General features: G+C 51.6%; 12 protein-coding genes. 7 read left to right on the forward strand and 5 right to left on the reverse strand.

Features of this window, described 5'->3' with window-relative positions; translation table 11 throughout:
• Positions 1-42: 42 nt before the first annotated feature.
• The 5 genes from folE to dacB form a co-directional block, all read right to left on the reverse strand.
• Complete coding sequence (gene folE, locus E6072_RS07600) at positions 43-609, reverse strand: GTP cyclohydrolase I FolE (RefSeq protein WP_316694855.1); 567 nt, start codon at positions 607-609, stop codon at positions 43-45.
• A 3-nt stretch (positions 610-612) separates the two neighbouring features.
• Positions 613-2,610 carry an ATP-dependent zinc metalloprotease FtsH gene (gene ftsH, locus E6072_RS07605; RefSeq protein WP_316694856.1) on the reverse strand — a complete coding sequence of 666 codons (1,998 nt, stop codon included), beginning with the start codon at positions 2,608-2,610 and terminating at the stop codon, positions 613-615.
• Positions 2,611-2,781: 171 nt separating this feature from the next.
• Positions 2,782-3,333 (reverse strand): hypoxanthine phosphoribosyltransferase, encoded by a 552-nt coding sequence (gene hpt / locus E6072_RS07610; RefSeq protein WP_101929426.1) that lies wholly within the window; start codon positions 3,331-3,333, stop codon positions 2,782-2,784.
• Between the two features lie 9 nt (positions 3,334-3,342).
• Positions 3,343-4,428, reverse strand: coding sequence for a tRNA lysidine(34) synthetase TilS (gene tilS, locus E6072_RS07615; RefSeq protein ID WP_316694859.1), 1,086 nt, complete (start codon positions 4,426-4,428; stop codon positions 3,343-3,345).
• Positions 4,425-5,867, reverse strand: a complete 1,443-nt coding sequence (dacB, locus tag E6072_RS07620) for a D-alanyl-D-alanine carboxypeptidase/D-alanyl-D-alanine-endopeptidase (protein ID WP_316694862.1) — start codon at positions 5,865-5,867, stop codon at positions 4,425-4,427. The genes tilS and dacB overlap by 4 nt, the downstream gene beginning before the upstream one ends.
• A gap of 125 nt (positions 5,868-5,992) precedes the next feature.
• On the opposite strand from dacB, the gene E6072_RS07625 reads away from it, so the two are divergent.
• The 7 genes from E6072_RS07625 (at position 5,993) to E6072_RS07655 (ending at position 13,540) form a co-directional block, all read left to right on the forward strand.
• Positions 5,993-6,541: an inorganic diphosphatase gene (locus tag E6072_RS07625; RefSeq protein ID WP_238128376.1), complete on the forward strand. Its 549-nt coding sequence runs from the start codon at positions 5,993-5,995 to the stop codon at positions 6,539-6,541.
• Between the two features lie 259 nt (positions 6,542-6,800).
• Positions 6,801-8,147, forward strand: coding sequence for an NlpC/P60 family protein (locus E6072_RS07630; protein WP_316694864.1), 1,347 nt, complete (start codon positions 6,801-6,803; stop codon positions 8,145-8,147).
• A gap of 255 nt (positions 8,148-8,402) precedes the next feature.
• Positions 8,403-9,731 (forward strand): ABC transporter substrate-binding protein, encoded by a 1,329-nt coding sequence (locus E6072_RS07635; RefSeq protein ID WP_316694867.1) that lies wholly within the window; start codon positions 8,403-8,405, stop codon positions 9,729-9,731.
• A 215-nt stretch (positions 9,732-9,946) separates the two neighbouring features.
• Positions 9,947-10,792 carry a sugar ABC transporter permease gene (locus E6072_RS07640; protein WP_316694869.1) on the forward strand — a complete coding sequence of 282 codons (846 nt, stop codon included), beginning with the start codon at positions 9,947-9,949 and terminating at the stop codon, positions 10,790-10,792.
• Positions 10,789-11,700: a carbohydrate ABC transporter permease gene (locus E6072_RS07645; protein ID WP_316694871.1), complete on the forward strand. Its 912-nt coding sequence runs from the start codon at positions 10,789-10,791 to the stop codon at positions 11,698-11,700. Before E6072_RS07640 ends, E6072_RS07645 begins: the two co-directional genes overlap by 4 nt.
• A 107-nt stretch (positions 11,701-11,807) precedes the next feature.
• Positions 11,808-12,857, forward strand: a complete 1,050-nt coding sequence (locus E6072_RS07650) for a LacI family DNA-binding transcriptional regulator (protein ID WP_316694873.1) — start codon at positions 11,808-11,810, stop codon at positions 12,855-12,857.
• Positions 12,858-12,895: 38 nt separating this feature from the next.
• On the forward strand, positions 12,896-13,540 hold the full coding sequence (locus E6072_RS07655; protein WP_316694874.1) for a YesL family protein: 645 nt from the start codon (positions 12,896-12,898) through the stop codon (positions 13,538-13,540).
• Positions 13,541-13,720: the final 180 nt, after the last annotated feature.

Here is a 13,720-nt window from a genome sequence, read left to right on the forward strand (position 1 = left end):
AGCATTTCTCCATTCTTCAACCCGATAAAACGCCTAAGCTAACTAGTTTGAGCGGATTAGGGAAAGTACTTCCGCCCGCGAGCGCGGGTCAGAACGCATAACGCCGCGCAACGCTGAGGTGGTGGTACGCGCCCCCGGCTTCTTGATTCCGCGCATGGACATGCAAAGATGCTCTCCCTCGATAACTACCGCGGCGCCCTGCGGATCCAGTTTCTCCATTAATGCATCGGCGACCTGCGCAGTGAGCCTTTCTTGTACCTGCAGGCGATGAGAGAATCCCTCTACTACTCGCGCTAGTTTCGATAGCCCTGTAATCCGGCCTTCGCGGGGAATATAGGCCACATGAGCCACCCCGAAGAACGGTAGCAGGTGATGTTCGCACAGGGAATAGAAGGGAATCCCCCGCACCATCACCATTTCCTCATCGTCCACGTGGAACTGTTTTTCGAGGGGTGCCGCCGGATCTGAGTGCATCCCAGAAATTATTTCTTTCCAGGCTCTGCCCATCCGTGCCGGGGTTTCCTGCAGTCCTTCCCGATCGGGGTTCTCACCGATCGCGATCAGCAAATCGCGAATCGCCTTTTCTACTCCATCCTGGTTATAATCCACGAGTTACTCGCCCTCTACCGCTAGGTTTTCCGGAATCGGTGCCGTAGCCGGAGTCTGGGAACCAGCAATCGGTTTACCAAAAATCGCCCCGGGTACTGCCCCTTCTTGACCATAGGACCAAACGGTGCGTTCAGCCTGTTTTTGAACCGGAGAGAAGATCTCTTCTAGTTCTTCTTCTAGCAGGGTTTCCTTTTCAATCAGTCGGGCAGCTAGCTCATCGAGAATCCCGCGGTTGCGAGTAAGGATTTCCCATGCTTCACGATTGGCGGTATCTAGGAAACTACGTACTTCTTCATCGATGGTGCTGGCCACGGTCTCGGAATAGTTTCTACTGGAGATACCATCGCGCCCCAAGAAAGGTTCGGCATCATCTTTTCCGAGCTTTACTGGCCCTACCTTGTCGGACATACCGAAATCGGTTACGAGGCGGCGAGCAGTAGCGGTGGCCTTTTCAATATCGTTAGCGGCACCGGTGGAAGGATCCAGGAACACTAGTTCCTCAGCTACCTGCCCTCCCATGGCGTAAACCAGTTCATCTAAAAGCTGGTTGCGGGTGCGCGAATAGCGATCCTCAACCGGCATCACCATGGTGTACCCCAGGGCGCGCCCACGCGGCAGAATCGTAACCTTGGTAACCGGATCGGTATAACGCAAGGCGGCCGCACAAAGCGCATGTCCGCCCTCATGATAGGCAGTAACCAATTTGTCGTGGTCATTCATAACCCGAGTGCGTCTTTGTGGCCCCGCAATTACCCGGTCAATAGCCTCATCAACTGCTCGCATATCGATCAGATCGGCATTAGAACGAGCGGTTAGCAAAGCCGCTTCGTTAAGCACATTTTCCAGGTCAGCACCGGTAAAACCGGGAGTACGTTTCGCGATCTGTTCTAGATCCACATCGGTGGTCATGGGCTTACCTTTGGCGTGCACCTGCAGAATTGCTTTCCGTCCCTTTATATCGGGGGCATCTACGTTTATCTGCCGGTCAAAACGTCCTGGGCGCAGCAGCGCAGGATCTAGTACATCGGGACGGTTGGTGGCGGCAATCAAAATGACGTTGGTGTTTTCGTCAAACCCGTCCATCTCTACTAGCAGCTGGTTTAGAGTTTGTTCGCGTTCATCATTGCCACCGCCCATACCGGTGCCGCGGTGACGACCTACCGCATCGATTTCATCAACGAACACGATCGCCGGGGCGGACTCTTTAGCCTGGCTAAATAGGTCGCGCACTCGCGAAGCGCCCACGCCCACGAACATTTCTACGAATTCCGAGCCAGACAGGGTGAAGAAGGGAACTTTCGCTTCCCCGGCTACCGCCTTGGCCAGCAAAGTTTTACCAGTTCCGGGCGGACCACACAGCAAAACGCCCTTAGGGATCCGCGCCCCCAGGTTATGGAACTTCGCAGGATTGGCTAGGAACTCTTGAATTTCGCGTAGTTCCTCTACCGCTTCATCGGCTCCCGCCACATCGGCGAAAGTAATCTTGGGAGCCGAGGCGTCAAACTTTTTGAATTTGGATTTTCCAAATCCCATCATGCCGCCGCCCTGCATTCTGGACATTGCCCACCAGATCAGGGCAAAGAACAGTAACAGCGGAATCATCATCTGTAAAAGCGCTGACCACCAAGAACCGGTCGGGAAAATCGAGTTATATCCCTTCTTCAGGTTCCCGTCCTGGATTAATTCATTTACCTGTTCCGCCTGGGATTGCACAAAAGTAAAATTGACCTCTTTAGTGGCGCCTTGCGGAATTACTTGCGAGTCTTTCCCCAAGTTTTTGGGGGTGTACTTCTTTGATAACTCTAGCTTTACCTGCTGGGTACCGTCATTGACTATCGCTCGCTCAACGGTTTTACCTTTGAGCAGCGCTATCCCCTCGGAGGTGTCAACAACGGTAGGCGCCATTACCAGGGAAATCACCCAAAATACGGCGATTATCGCAATCGCCGGGATGCCCCATTTAAGCCAAAACTTCTTATTTTCTTTTTTCTTCTTCGCCATTTATCGGTTTCATACCCTATTATCCGGTGCCGCGTGGCGGCGTTATTTCATAGAGACAAGCCTAAACGCTTTGGGCTCCAATTGCTTATTTTGGTCACCCTCAGCCGAATTTCATACTCGCGAAGTACCGCTTCTTCCCGGTGTGACGCTCAGTGAACCTGCCTGATCCCGCTACTGGTATACATGCGGCGCGAGGGTACCCACGAACGGGAGATTCCGATACTTTTCCGCATAGTCCAGGCCGTATCCCACTACAAAATCATTGGGAATATCGAATCCCACGTATTTCACGTCAACTTCCACTTTCGCCGCCTCGGGTTTGCGCAGCAGCGCCGCAATTTCTACCGAGGACGCGCCGCGCGAAGAAAGGTTGCGGGTGAGCCAATCTAAAGTCAGGCCGGAATCAATCACGTCCTCGACTATCAACACGTCCCGTCCCCCCAGGTCGGAGTCCAGGTCTTTGAGAATCCGCACCACTCCGGAGGATTTGGTGGAAGCCCCATAGGAGGAAACCGCCATCCAATCAATTTCTAAGGGGGTATGAATGAGGCGAGCCAGATCCGCCATCACCATCGTGGCTCCCTTGAGCACCCCTACCAATAGGATTTCTCGGCCGCGATAGTCGCGATCGATTTGGGTGGCCATTTCTTGCAGCTTGTCCGCGATTTGCTGCTCGCTGATCAGTATCCGCTCCAGCGCATCGCCCATATCATTTGCGTCCATCTTCCCAGTCTATCCTCTCGATTGCGCGTGAAAGTTAAGTTCATAGGTTCCTGCCACTCGAGTGCAGGTGACTTTCCCGGGCAACTGGATCGGGCCAGTACCTCGGCGGTGGGTAGCCAGAAAATCCACGGCATCTAGTTGAACTTTCCGCAGGTCGGAGGCTCGCGCCCCCGCTTTTAGCGCCGCCAGGCGCCACACTCTCTTTCGGATCGCCTCCGGTTGCGCAAGTAGCGCTTTAGTTTCCAGCGTTACCGTTTCTCCCTCGCCCCGCTCAGCCTGTGCAAAGCAATCGGCAGCTAGGCTATCTAAGGCATCCAAGTCTGCTTGCAACAGGGCGGCAGTGCGGGCGAGGGCGGGGCGCGGATCTACCCCGAGGGCTTTCTCGAGGGCGGGTAAGGCGTGATGCCGCAGGGCTGACCGCCGTAGAGCCGTACCATCTGCAGCTCGAACTGGCCCTTCGGGATAGTTAGAAGGGTCGTCTATAAACGACAGTCCCCCTTCGCGGCATGCAGCTACCGTGTCGCATCGGGGAATCTCCAGGAGCGGTCGCAGATAGCCGGCACGTCTAGCGCTTTGTTCTCCGGCGCCCTCATCCCAGCTACGCATTCCCGCAATCGAGCGCGCGCCACTGCCACGAATCAACCCTAAAAGCACGGTTTCCGCTTGATCGTCACGGGTATGCCCCAAGAGGATAAAAACATTTTCTCCCAAAGAACCGTACCTGCTGGCGGCTTCTTCTAGAGCCTGGTAGCGCCTTTTTCGGGCCTCACCTTCTTTGCCTTTACCGGCTATTTGCGCATCAGGAAGGGTGAGTAGCTCCACTTGGCTGTACCCTAAACCGGTCAGTATGTCTTGCACTTTTCGTGCTTGCGCACCCGATTCTGCGCGCCAACCATGATCAACGGTGACTGCTACTGGTTTAAACTCTCTCGAAGGTGCCAGACGAATAACAGATGCAGCTAGGGATAGGGAATCAGCACCACCCGAGCAAGCCACTACTAAGGTTGCCCGCGCATGGTGTTTTTCTAGCTGTTTTAGTTGCGCGAGGACGGCTCTTTCTATCCGTCCTCGCGCGCCTCGCGATTGCCGGGTCACAGACCTGCCAGTCCGTTTACGAAGTTATCGATGGCGCCGCGCGCAATAGCGCCGGTTCCCTCTTTGAAGGAATCAACGATCACACAGAAAGTGAGAGTTCTACCGGATTTGGTAGTCACCAAGCCGGTGAGCGCCCGCGAGTTCTGCAATGAACCGGTTTTTGCTCGCACATTGCCGGCCCCGTTTGCCTGCAAATATCGATCGTGCAAGGTGCCATCTAGGGCTCCGATGGGAAGGGAGGCGACCAGGGGTCGCAGCTGGGGATCATCGCCGTGAGCAGCTTGTTGGATTAGTGCGGCTAATAGTTGCGGTTTGATCTGGTTTTTAGTTGATAGTCCGGAACAATCCTGATTGGCAAAAGCTGCACCCTCGAGTTTTAGATCATTTAAGACCTTTTGGGCAATCTTTATTTCCCCGGGAAAGTTTGTACCGGTTCCAGCTTTCGCTGCCGAAGCTCTGCAAAGCACTTCTGCCAGCATATTGTTTGATTCTTTTAGGGTTTCATGCATAACTTCATGCAAGGCTGCGCTTTTTACTTCCCCAATTTTTTGGGCATCGTTGGGGGTAGCGCCGCGCTGGATCTGTCCCACATTAATACCGTGTTCTTTTAGTCGCGCCGCGAACTGTTCCGCTGCCGATAGTCCGGGATCGGGCAAGTATCCGTATGACAGTTGCGGGTTGGCTAGTCCGTTGTTGATCGCGATGGGGGTGGGCTTGGTTTCGTAATTTTCATTGCCTTGGGCTTGCCAGTTCGCAAGCGGACTTTGATCCCCGAAAGCACTCTCATCCAAGAACAATTGCACCGTAGTAGTTTTTTTGTGTTTAAGTTTTTGCGCAGTTTGGGCTGCCAGATCTGCTAGCCCGGCATGTCCGGCAGTGGCAGTGGGGTTTCCAGAACCGGCCGATAATAGCTGATCTCCGTTTCCTCGTAAGAATAGTTTTTCGCCTGCCAAGTGAGTGGCGGTGGTGAAACGGTAGTCGGGTCCCAAGGTTTTCAAGGCGGTGGCCGCGGCCACGACTTTACTTGAAGAGGCGGGGGTCATTAGCTGGTCTGCGTTTACTTGGCCAAGAGTTTTTCCGCTAACGGTATCTATTACTATCGCTCCGACTCTACTTCCCGTAGCTACCGGCGTATTAGCGGCGGGGTCGTTGCTACCAGGATTTGGGGGCAAACCGTTTTGAGCTTGCGTTACCAGTTGTTGCATTAGGGGCTGAACTTGCGCCGCGGTAATTTCCGCAGCGTGTTCATTTATTCCTAGAACTTCCTCACTGGAGGCATCCGTAAGACTAACTTCCACGGTTTCGGGCATGTCCAAAGATTCATTTTCTAAGGTTAGAATCCCTGGCACTAGGTTGTAGGCGTCCAAAACGCCATAACCGACGCCGCTTGCCACCATCGCTACCAGGAGAATTAGCGGTAAAAGTACAGATTTTCGCATTCTTCCCCTCGTTTATGAATTTTCCACGTATTCTTAAATATAAAGCAGATGCCACGACTTCGGCGGTAATACTTTTGCCCCGATTGTCGCATACTTAGCCTATTGGGCGGGAAGGGGAAATACACATGGAATTTGATGTGACCATAGAGATTCCGAAAGGTAACCGTAATAAATACGAGGTTGATCACGGTACTGGCCGCATCCGTCTGGATCGTATGCTTTTTACTTCTACTCGCTACCCCGATGACTATGGCTTTATTGATGGAACCTTGGGCGAGGACGGAGATCCTTTGGATGCCCTGGTGGTCTTAGAAGAATCCACTTTCCCCGGCTGCGTGATCCGTTGCCGGCCGCTGGGAATGTTCCGGATGCGCGATGAGAACGGTGGCGACGATAAGGTTTTATGTGTTCCTGCCGCTGATCAACGCGCCTCTTGGCGTACTGAGATTGAAGATATTTCCGAGTTTCACCGCTTAGAAATTCAGCACTTCTTTGAGGTTTATAAAGATTTGGAACCAGGTAAATCTGTTGAGGGCGCCCATTGGGTAGGACGTAAAGAAGCTGAGGAAGAAATCCGGCGTTCGCGTGAGCGGATGAAGCAGTGGGAAGCAGAAAATGGGAAGAAATATTTTGGTCTAGTCGCTGACTTCTTTGATGGACAGATAACCGAGTAATTTCCTGCCTGCCAGACACGCGGAAAACGCCAATAGCCTCACATAGTGACATATCTCACTTTACGGCGTTTTCCGCGTGTTTCTTTTTGTAAATTCAATATATCCCCTTGAAAAGTAGCAGTTTTAATCGAGATCTTCTCCGATTCAGCCCTTGTTACACATGTTATTAATGTGAATTTTGTTGTTAGAGGTACCAAAGCGCGGTATTGTGGCAGTTAGTCCGACTTATAACTCCCAAAGTCGCTCTAGGAGGAAAGCTATGAAGCCCCACAATTTTGCGGGACAAAAAGCTGGTAAAAGGGCATTGGTCATTGCAGCCAGTTTCGCCCTAACAGCTTCCGCTTCAATTTTTGCACCCGTAGCATTTGCTTCACCTGCAGATGACAAGGTGGAAGCAGCTAAGGCTGCAGAAACTGATGCCGCTAACTCGGTAGCCGCTATCGAGGCACAACTTGCTCAGGTAAGTGCCCAGACTCAGGACGCTCGCGACCTAACCGAGGAAGCTGAAGCCGGCTACAACGATGCCATCTCTAACCTGGTAGTTGCCAAGCAGGCAGCAGATAAAACTGCCCAGGACTCTCAAGAGGCACAAGAAAAGGTGGAGCAGGCTCGCAAGGCTTTGGCCGGCCTGGCACGCACTGTTTACACCACCCAGGGATCACTTTCTTCGCTCACTCCCTACCTGAATGCTGATGGTCTGCAGACTGTGGAAATGAGGAAGGTCTCCGTCGAGCTGTTTGGCTCGAAGGCGGATTCCCAGATGCGGACTTTTGATTCGATAGCCAAAGTCGCCAGCGTCCTACAAGAACGCGCGAATCAGGCGAAACAAGATCGAGAGCAAGCGGCTAACGAACTTAAAACCCAAAAGGACGCAGCCGACCAGCTTAAGGCTGCCTCTGAGAAACAGCTTGCCGATTTGGGGGCGCAGCGTGAGGAACTAATTAAGCAGTTAGCCGTTGCGCGCGGAGTGACCGAGCAGGCTGAGAAAGAACGCCAAGCCCAGATCGAAGCGGAGCGAAAGGCTCGCGAAGAGGCTGCTGCTCAGGCAGCTCTAAAAGCTGCGGAAGAAAAGGCTCGCAAAGAGGCAGAGCAGCAAAAAGCCCGCGAAGAAGCAGCTAAGCGGCGCGCCGCAGCCCAAAAGCAAACTGAGAATAGCTCCGCTTCTGATAAGCAGACTTCGACTAGCAAACCCGCTAAAAAGAGCCAACCGAAAGCTACCAACAAGACTGCAAATAAGGGGGCTAATCAGAAATCGTCTACGGGCGGTAGCGCCTCTCGCTCCGAAATTATTGCTTATGCGAAGAAGTTCATCGGGGTTCCCTATGTATGGGGCGGTTCTACTCCCAAAGGGTTTGACTGCTCGGGGTTAACTTCCTATGTGTATCGCAACGCTGCTGGAATTAACTTGCCCCGACGGGCAGTACACCAACGCGGAGCCGGAAGATTTGTTTCCAAGTCGCAAGCCCTACCGGGCGATATGGTGAACTACTCCAGTCACGTTGGGATCTACCTCGGTAATGGCTATATGATCCACGCTCCTAAACCGGGAGATCGGGTCAAGATTGCCCGGGTTTATGGAAATCCCGTATATGTGCGAGTGCTCTAAATCGACACCTAGTGGTAATTAACTAAAAATTAAAATGCCAGGCGGCGGCGCGGAAGGATAATTCCCGCGCCGCCGCCGTTTATCAGCGAATCAAGATAATTTATCTTCAAAAGTTAACAAGAAGATAACAATTCTTAATTTGGCTCTTCCTTTCTAAGGCACTAACTGATACTGTAGAGATGTTCATCGGAAACGTTTCCGACGAAGGGCGGGACGACCCGCGCCTACTGATCGACGGTCCAAAGGGGGACGTTAATGTCAAGAAAGACTCGTATTCTGGCAACCGTTGTTGCCAGTGCTTTTGCGTTGACCGGCTTGGGAGCCTGCTCTTCAGGCTCTGGTGCTGACGATGGTAAAGGCAAAGTTTATATGTTGAACTGGAAACCGGAACAGGAAAAAGCCTTTAAGAAAATTGCTGAGACCTACACCAAAGACAAGGGCGTAGAAGTCAAAGTCCAAACCGTAGGTTCCGGAAACTACGAACAGCAGCTAAAGTCTGAAATCGCTAAATCCGATGCTCCTACCCTGTTCAACGTAAACGGTCCGGTCGGCTTAAAGAGCTGGCAAAAATACACTGCGGATCTCACCGACACTAAGTTTGCCAAGGATCTCAATGATCCCAACCTGGCACTGAAGGGCGAGGACGGCAAGATTTACGGGGTGCCTTTGGCAGTAGAAGGTTACGGCATTGTCTATAACCAAGAGATTCTGGACAAGTACTTCGCAATGCCGGGCGCCAAAGCCACTAAGGTAGATGAAATCAATAACTTCGCCAAACTGAAAGAAGTTGTTGAGGATATGCAAGCCCATAAGGCAGACCTGGGAATTGACGGCGTATTTGCCTCCACTTCGCTCGCTAAAGGTGAAGATTGGCGTTGGCAGACCCACCTATCCAATATCCCCATGTACTACGAGTACCAAGCAGACAAGGTAACCGATAAGGCAAAGGCGGACTTCAAATTCAACAAAGAGTTCAAGAATATTTTTGACCTCTACTTGGATAACTCCACTGTTGACCGCAAGCTTACTCCTAATAAGAACGTAGCTGACTCTATGGCTGAGTTTGCACAGGGCAAAGCAGCTATGGTGCAAAATGGTAACTGGGCTTGGAGCCAAGTCGCCGAAGAGAAAGGCAACGTAGTTAAGGAAGACAAGATTAAGATGCTGCCTATCTACACCGGTCATGAAGGTGAAGAAATGCAAGGTCTGGCCGTGGGTACCGAAGCTTTCATGGCAGTTAACGCTAAAGCCTCCGAGGCCGATCAAAAGGCCACCATTGATTTCATCAACTGGCTCTTCAGCGACGCCCAAGGCAAGAAGGCAGTAGTCGAAGACCTAGGGTTTATTGCCCCCTTCAAGGCTTTCTCTGCTGACGAGATTCCGAACGACCCGTTGGCCAAGGAAGTTGCGGCTTCCCTAAGCAACGACAAGCTGACAACCGTGCCGTGGGTATTCACCACTTACCCGTCACAGAAGTTTAAAGATGACTTTGGCCAGGATCTAGGACAGTACGCCATTGGCAACCTGGACTGGGACAAGGTAGTTAAGAACTTCCAAGACGGCTGGGCCGCGGAAAAGAGATAACTGAGACATAACCTCGGTTAGATAAAAGAGGGCGAATGCCCTACCAGGGACAAGGTGGCAGATAGGAACCGCCCGGTTCTTATCTGCCACCTCACCTTAAGTAATACATTCCCCGCCTTCAAAGACATAAACCAAATCGGTTACAACTCGATTTACCGCAGTAAACCCAGTTTTGTTTAATCTTTTATCCACCGGCCAAAGGAAATGGATAAACAATGAGGTCGAATTTAAAATATTATTTTCCACTTTTTGTGCTGCCCACTCTGGCAGCCTTTCTGATCGCTTTTCTGATACCGTTCATCGTTGGTTTTTTCCTATCGTTTTGCGAATTCACCACTATCACCGATGCGACCTTCGTCGGAATTCAGAACTATATAGAAGTTTTTGATTCTCGAGATACTTTTACCTCCGCGTTCCTCTTCACCATATTGGTGGTAATAGTCTCGATAGTTACCGTAAATCTCTTTGCGTTCGCGATCGCCTGGATACTAACTCGCAAACTACGCGGAACTAACTTCTTCCGAACCGTATTCTTCATGCCTAACCTGATTGGCGGCATCGTCTTGGGTTATACCTGGCAGATTATTATCAACGCTTTTTTACAGAACTACGGCGCGACCCTAGTTACAGACTGGAAATATGGCTACGCAGGACTAATTATTCTGATTAACTGGCAGTTAATCGGCTACATGATGATTATCTACATTGCCGGCCTGCAAAACGTTCCTCCAGAACTCACCGAGGCGGCAGAAATTGATGGAGCCGGTCGCTGGCAAGTGCTGCGCAACGTCACCATTCCCATGGTGATGCCCTCTATCACTATCTGCCTGTTCCTAACCTTGTCGAACACCTTCAAAATGTTCGACCAGAACTTGGCGTTAACCGCCGGCGCACCTTCGGGTAAAACTGAGATGGTCGCCCTCAATATCGTTAACTCCATGTTTAACCAGGTAGGCATGGAAGGCGTTGGACAAGCCAAAGCAGTTATCTTCGTAGTAGTCGTGGTGGCTATCGCCATGTTCCAGCTACGGGCAACTCGTTCAAGGGAGATTGAAGCATGAGCACCACTACCGTTACTGCCCCCGGGCAGCCTGTTGCTAAGCAAAAACCCGTTAAAGACACCAGCAAGTCCGGGGTTAACCCGATTGGCAAAGTTATTATTTATATCGTCTTAATTGCTTTGACCTGTGTATTCTTAGGGCCAATCCTGTTCGTAGTGATGAACTCGTTCAAGTCTAAGTTCGAGCTGTCGAACAATCCTTTCGCCCTTCCTATGGGAGATACCTTCGTTGGGCTTGAGAACTACGTAACCGGTCTGCAACTATCAAATTTCTTTAGTTCGATTCTGTGGTCGTTCGTAATCACTATTGGATCGGTGGCCATTATCGTCATGTTATGTGCGATGACTGCTTACTACATCACTCGAGTAAAACGTTGGTGGACCAGCGCCCTGTATTACATTTTTGTATTCTCGATGGTGATTCCCTTCCAGATGGTTATGTTCCCCACGGTGCAGGTATCCAGTATCCTGAGGCTAGATAACCCGGTGGGAATGATGGTTCTCTATCTGGGATTTGGAGCCGGTCTCAGCGTCTTCATGTTTGCCGGATTCGTTAAATCGATTCCGATTGATATTGAAGAGGCCGCCACTATTGACGGCTGCAACCCGGTACAAACTTACTTCCGGGTAGTACTGCCGATGCTCAAACCCACCGCGATTACCGTGGCCATCCTCAATACCATGTGGGTCTGGAATGACTTCCTACTCCCCAACCTGGTCTTGGGGCCAGGTAGCGAATACCGCACTATCCCGATCGTGGTTCAGTTCCTGCTGGGCTCTAACGGCAACCGGGATATGGGCGCCCTCATGGCGATGCTAGTGCTGGCGATCATCCCGATTGTTATCTTCTACATTTTCATGCAGAAGTACATTATCGAGGGTGTAGCCGCCGGCGCGGTTAAAGGCTAAGAACCTTAAACCAAGCAGGGATTGGGGTGGAAGCAAAAACACTTCCATCCCAATCCCTGTTATCTTTAACTACTGTCAAACACTTATAGAATCAAGGATCTATTCCCATGTCACAACCGCCACCCGCCGTGACTATTAGGGATGTCGCCGCTGCCGCACAGGTGGGGATCACTACGGTATCTCGCGCCCTCAACAACCAGAGTGGAATATCCCCGGCTACTCGTGCTCGAATCCTCCAAGTTGCACAGGATCTTCATTACCAGCCCAATCGGCACGCGCAGAACCTAAGATCCCAAGATATCAACAACATTGCGGTAGTGATGAAAGGACCATCCAATCCTTTCTTCCTTTCACTAATTGACCCCCTGGAAAAAGCAATCCGCGCCCACGGATACCAAATGTCGCTATTACGAGTTCCCCACGAAGCAGATGAGGTAAACATTGGACGCGGCGCCTATCAAGATTCCGAGGCCGCGGGAGTGCTTTTCTTGGGAGGAGAGGCGCGCGAATCAACGGAGATTTTTAATAACTTTCCCCTCCCCTTCACCCTTTGCACTGTGCCACCGGCACCTGCCTGGGATAATTCCGTAGCTGCGGTTAGCGTTGACGAGGCACACGGAATCTCCCTAATAGTTTCTCATCTCACCGACCTCGGGCATCGTCAGATTGCGTTTCTCGGCCCTGACCGGAGAGAACGTTCCGTAGGCGCCATCCGGGAAAAAGCCTTCATCTCTGCCCTAAGCGCGCAGGGAATCACCACCGATGAGAATCTTATTGTCAGAGGAGGTGACGGCGATGACCCCTATTCTTTTAGTTACGGATATCAAATGGCTTCCCGTCTGCTTGCACGTCGAAAATCGTTTACAGCGGTAGTGGCGATTAGTGATGTGATTGCTCTCGGTGCCCAAAAAGCATTGATAGATGCGGGGCTGAAGATACCGGAAGATGTATCGATTACCGGTTTCGATGGAATCGAATTTGCGCGTTACACTAACCCCGCTCTAACCACCGTTGAGCAGCCCATTGAGCTACTGGCAGAAACTTCCTGTCGCCTGCTATTCGCCCAGATGAAGAAGGAGTCAATAACCAGGCCGCAAAGATTATTGCGTGGCAGACTGTTGATAGCAGACTCTACCGGTCCGGCACCTACGCCCTAGCTACCCCACAATCTGGCAACAACAATGACTGAGATATTATGAACCGATTTTTCTCTCACTACGGCTTCTTGGCCGCGCTGCTAACCTTGATTGCTGATGTCGCAATGATCAGCCTATTCATCTGTATAGCATCCCTGCCGGTGGTCACGATCGGGCCTGCTCTTAGCGCAGGCTACTACGTCTTATTACAGATGGTACGGGAAGAGGGCGCGCGACCTGGTTTTACTTTTTGGCATCATTTTCGCAGCGATTTTCGTTCAGCCTTCGGCGGAGGAATACTGCTAGTAGCTCTGCTACTAGTGGGAGCCTACCAACTACAGCTAGTTAAATATCTGCCAGCTTCTCCTACCTGGCATCTAGTAATGCGCGCCGGGGTATTGTTCGGCATGGCGGTAATAGCTGCTATTGGAATCTGGTTCTTTGCCTATAGTTCCCAATTCTCGGCCTCGTTTAAGCAAACTTTGCGCAATGCGGCGTTGCTGGCCATCGGACGCCTGCCGCGCACCTTGAGCGCCCTACTTTTCGCGATCTTACCGCTAGCTGGGCTTTACCTGCGTCCCAGTCTTTTCTGGAGCGCCCTCATCATAATGCCTCTTTTCGGCATCGGATTCGTCTTATACCTGCAAGCACTGGTTTTAGACTCTCCCCTGAGCGCCCTTAAAAATCCCAACCCCACCGCCTAGCTTCCCCAGAGTAAGCGTTTTCCGAGTTTTAATCGGTGCTACTACATGCGGTTACCTGCGGGGAAAAGTTTTTCTTCCCGTATTCGTCCGCGTGCAGGGGCGGATTTTGCCTCGCGCCCCGAAATCCGGAAAATGCTCTGGCATTTTCACGGATTTAACGCCCGCAGCCTACCCTACGGC

It is taken from the genome of Varibaculum cambriense, from assembly GCF_032557235.1.
Lineage (GTDB): Bacteria > Actinomycetota > Actinomycetes > Actinomycetales > Actinomycetaceae > Varibaculum > Varibaculum cambriense_C.

Coding starts and splice junctions, on each gene's coding strand:
- ftsH (WP_316694856.1), bottom strand. CDS start 2,610: ATGGCGAAGAAGAAAAAAGAAAATAAGAAGTTTTGGCTTAAATGGGGC.
- hpt (WP_101929426.1), bottom strand. CDS start 3,333: ATGGACGCAAATGATATGGGCGATGCGCTGGAGCGGATACTGATCAGC.
- dacB (WP_316694862.1), bottom strand. CDS start 5,867: ATGCGAAAATCTGTACTTTTACCGCTAATTCTCCTGGTAGCGATGGTG.
- E6072_RS07625 (WP_238128376.1), top strand. CDS start 5,993: ATGGAATTTGATGTGACCATAGAGATTCCGAAAGGTAACCGTAATAAA.
- E6072_RS07630 (WP_316694864.1), top strand. CDS start 6,801: ATGAAGCCCCACAATTTTGCGGGACAAAAAGCTGGTAAAAGGGCATTG.
- E6072_RS07635 (WP_316694867.1), top strand. CDS start 8,403: ATGTCAAGAAAGACTCGTATTCTGGCAACCGTTGTTGCCAGTGCTTTT.
- E6072_RS07640 (WP_316694869.1), top strand. CDS start 9,947: ATGAGGTCGAATTTAAAATATTATTTTCCACTTTTTGTGCTGCCCACT.
- E6072_RS07645 (WP_316694871.1), top strand. CDS start 10,789: ATGAGCACCACTACCGTTACTGCCCCCGGGCAGCCTGTTGCTAAGCAA.
- E6072_RS07650 (WP_316694873.1), top strand. CDS start 11,808: ATGTCACAACCGCCACCCGCCGTGACTATTAGGGATGTCGCCGCTGCC.
- E6072_RS07655 (WP_316694874.1), top strand. CDS start 12,896: ATGAACCGATTTTTCTCTCACTACGGCTTCTTGGCCGCGCTGCTAACC.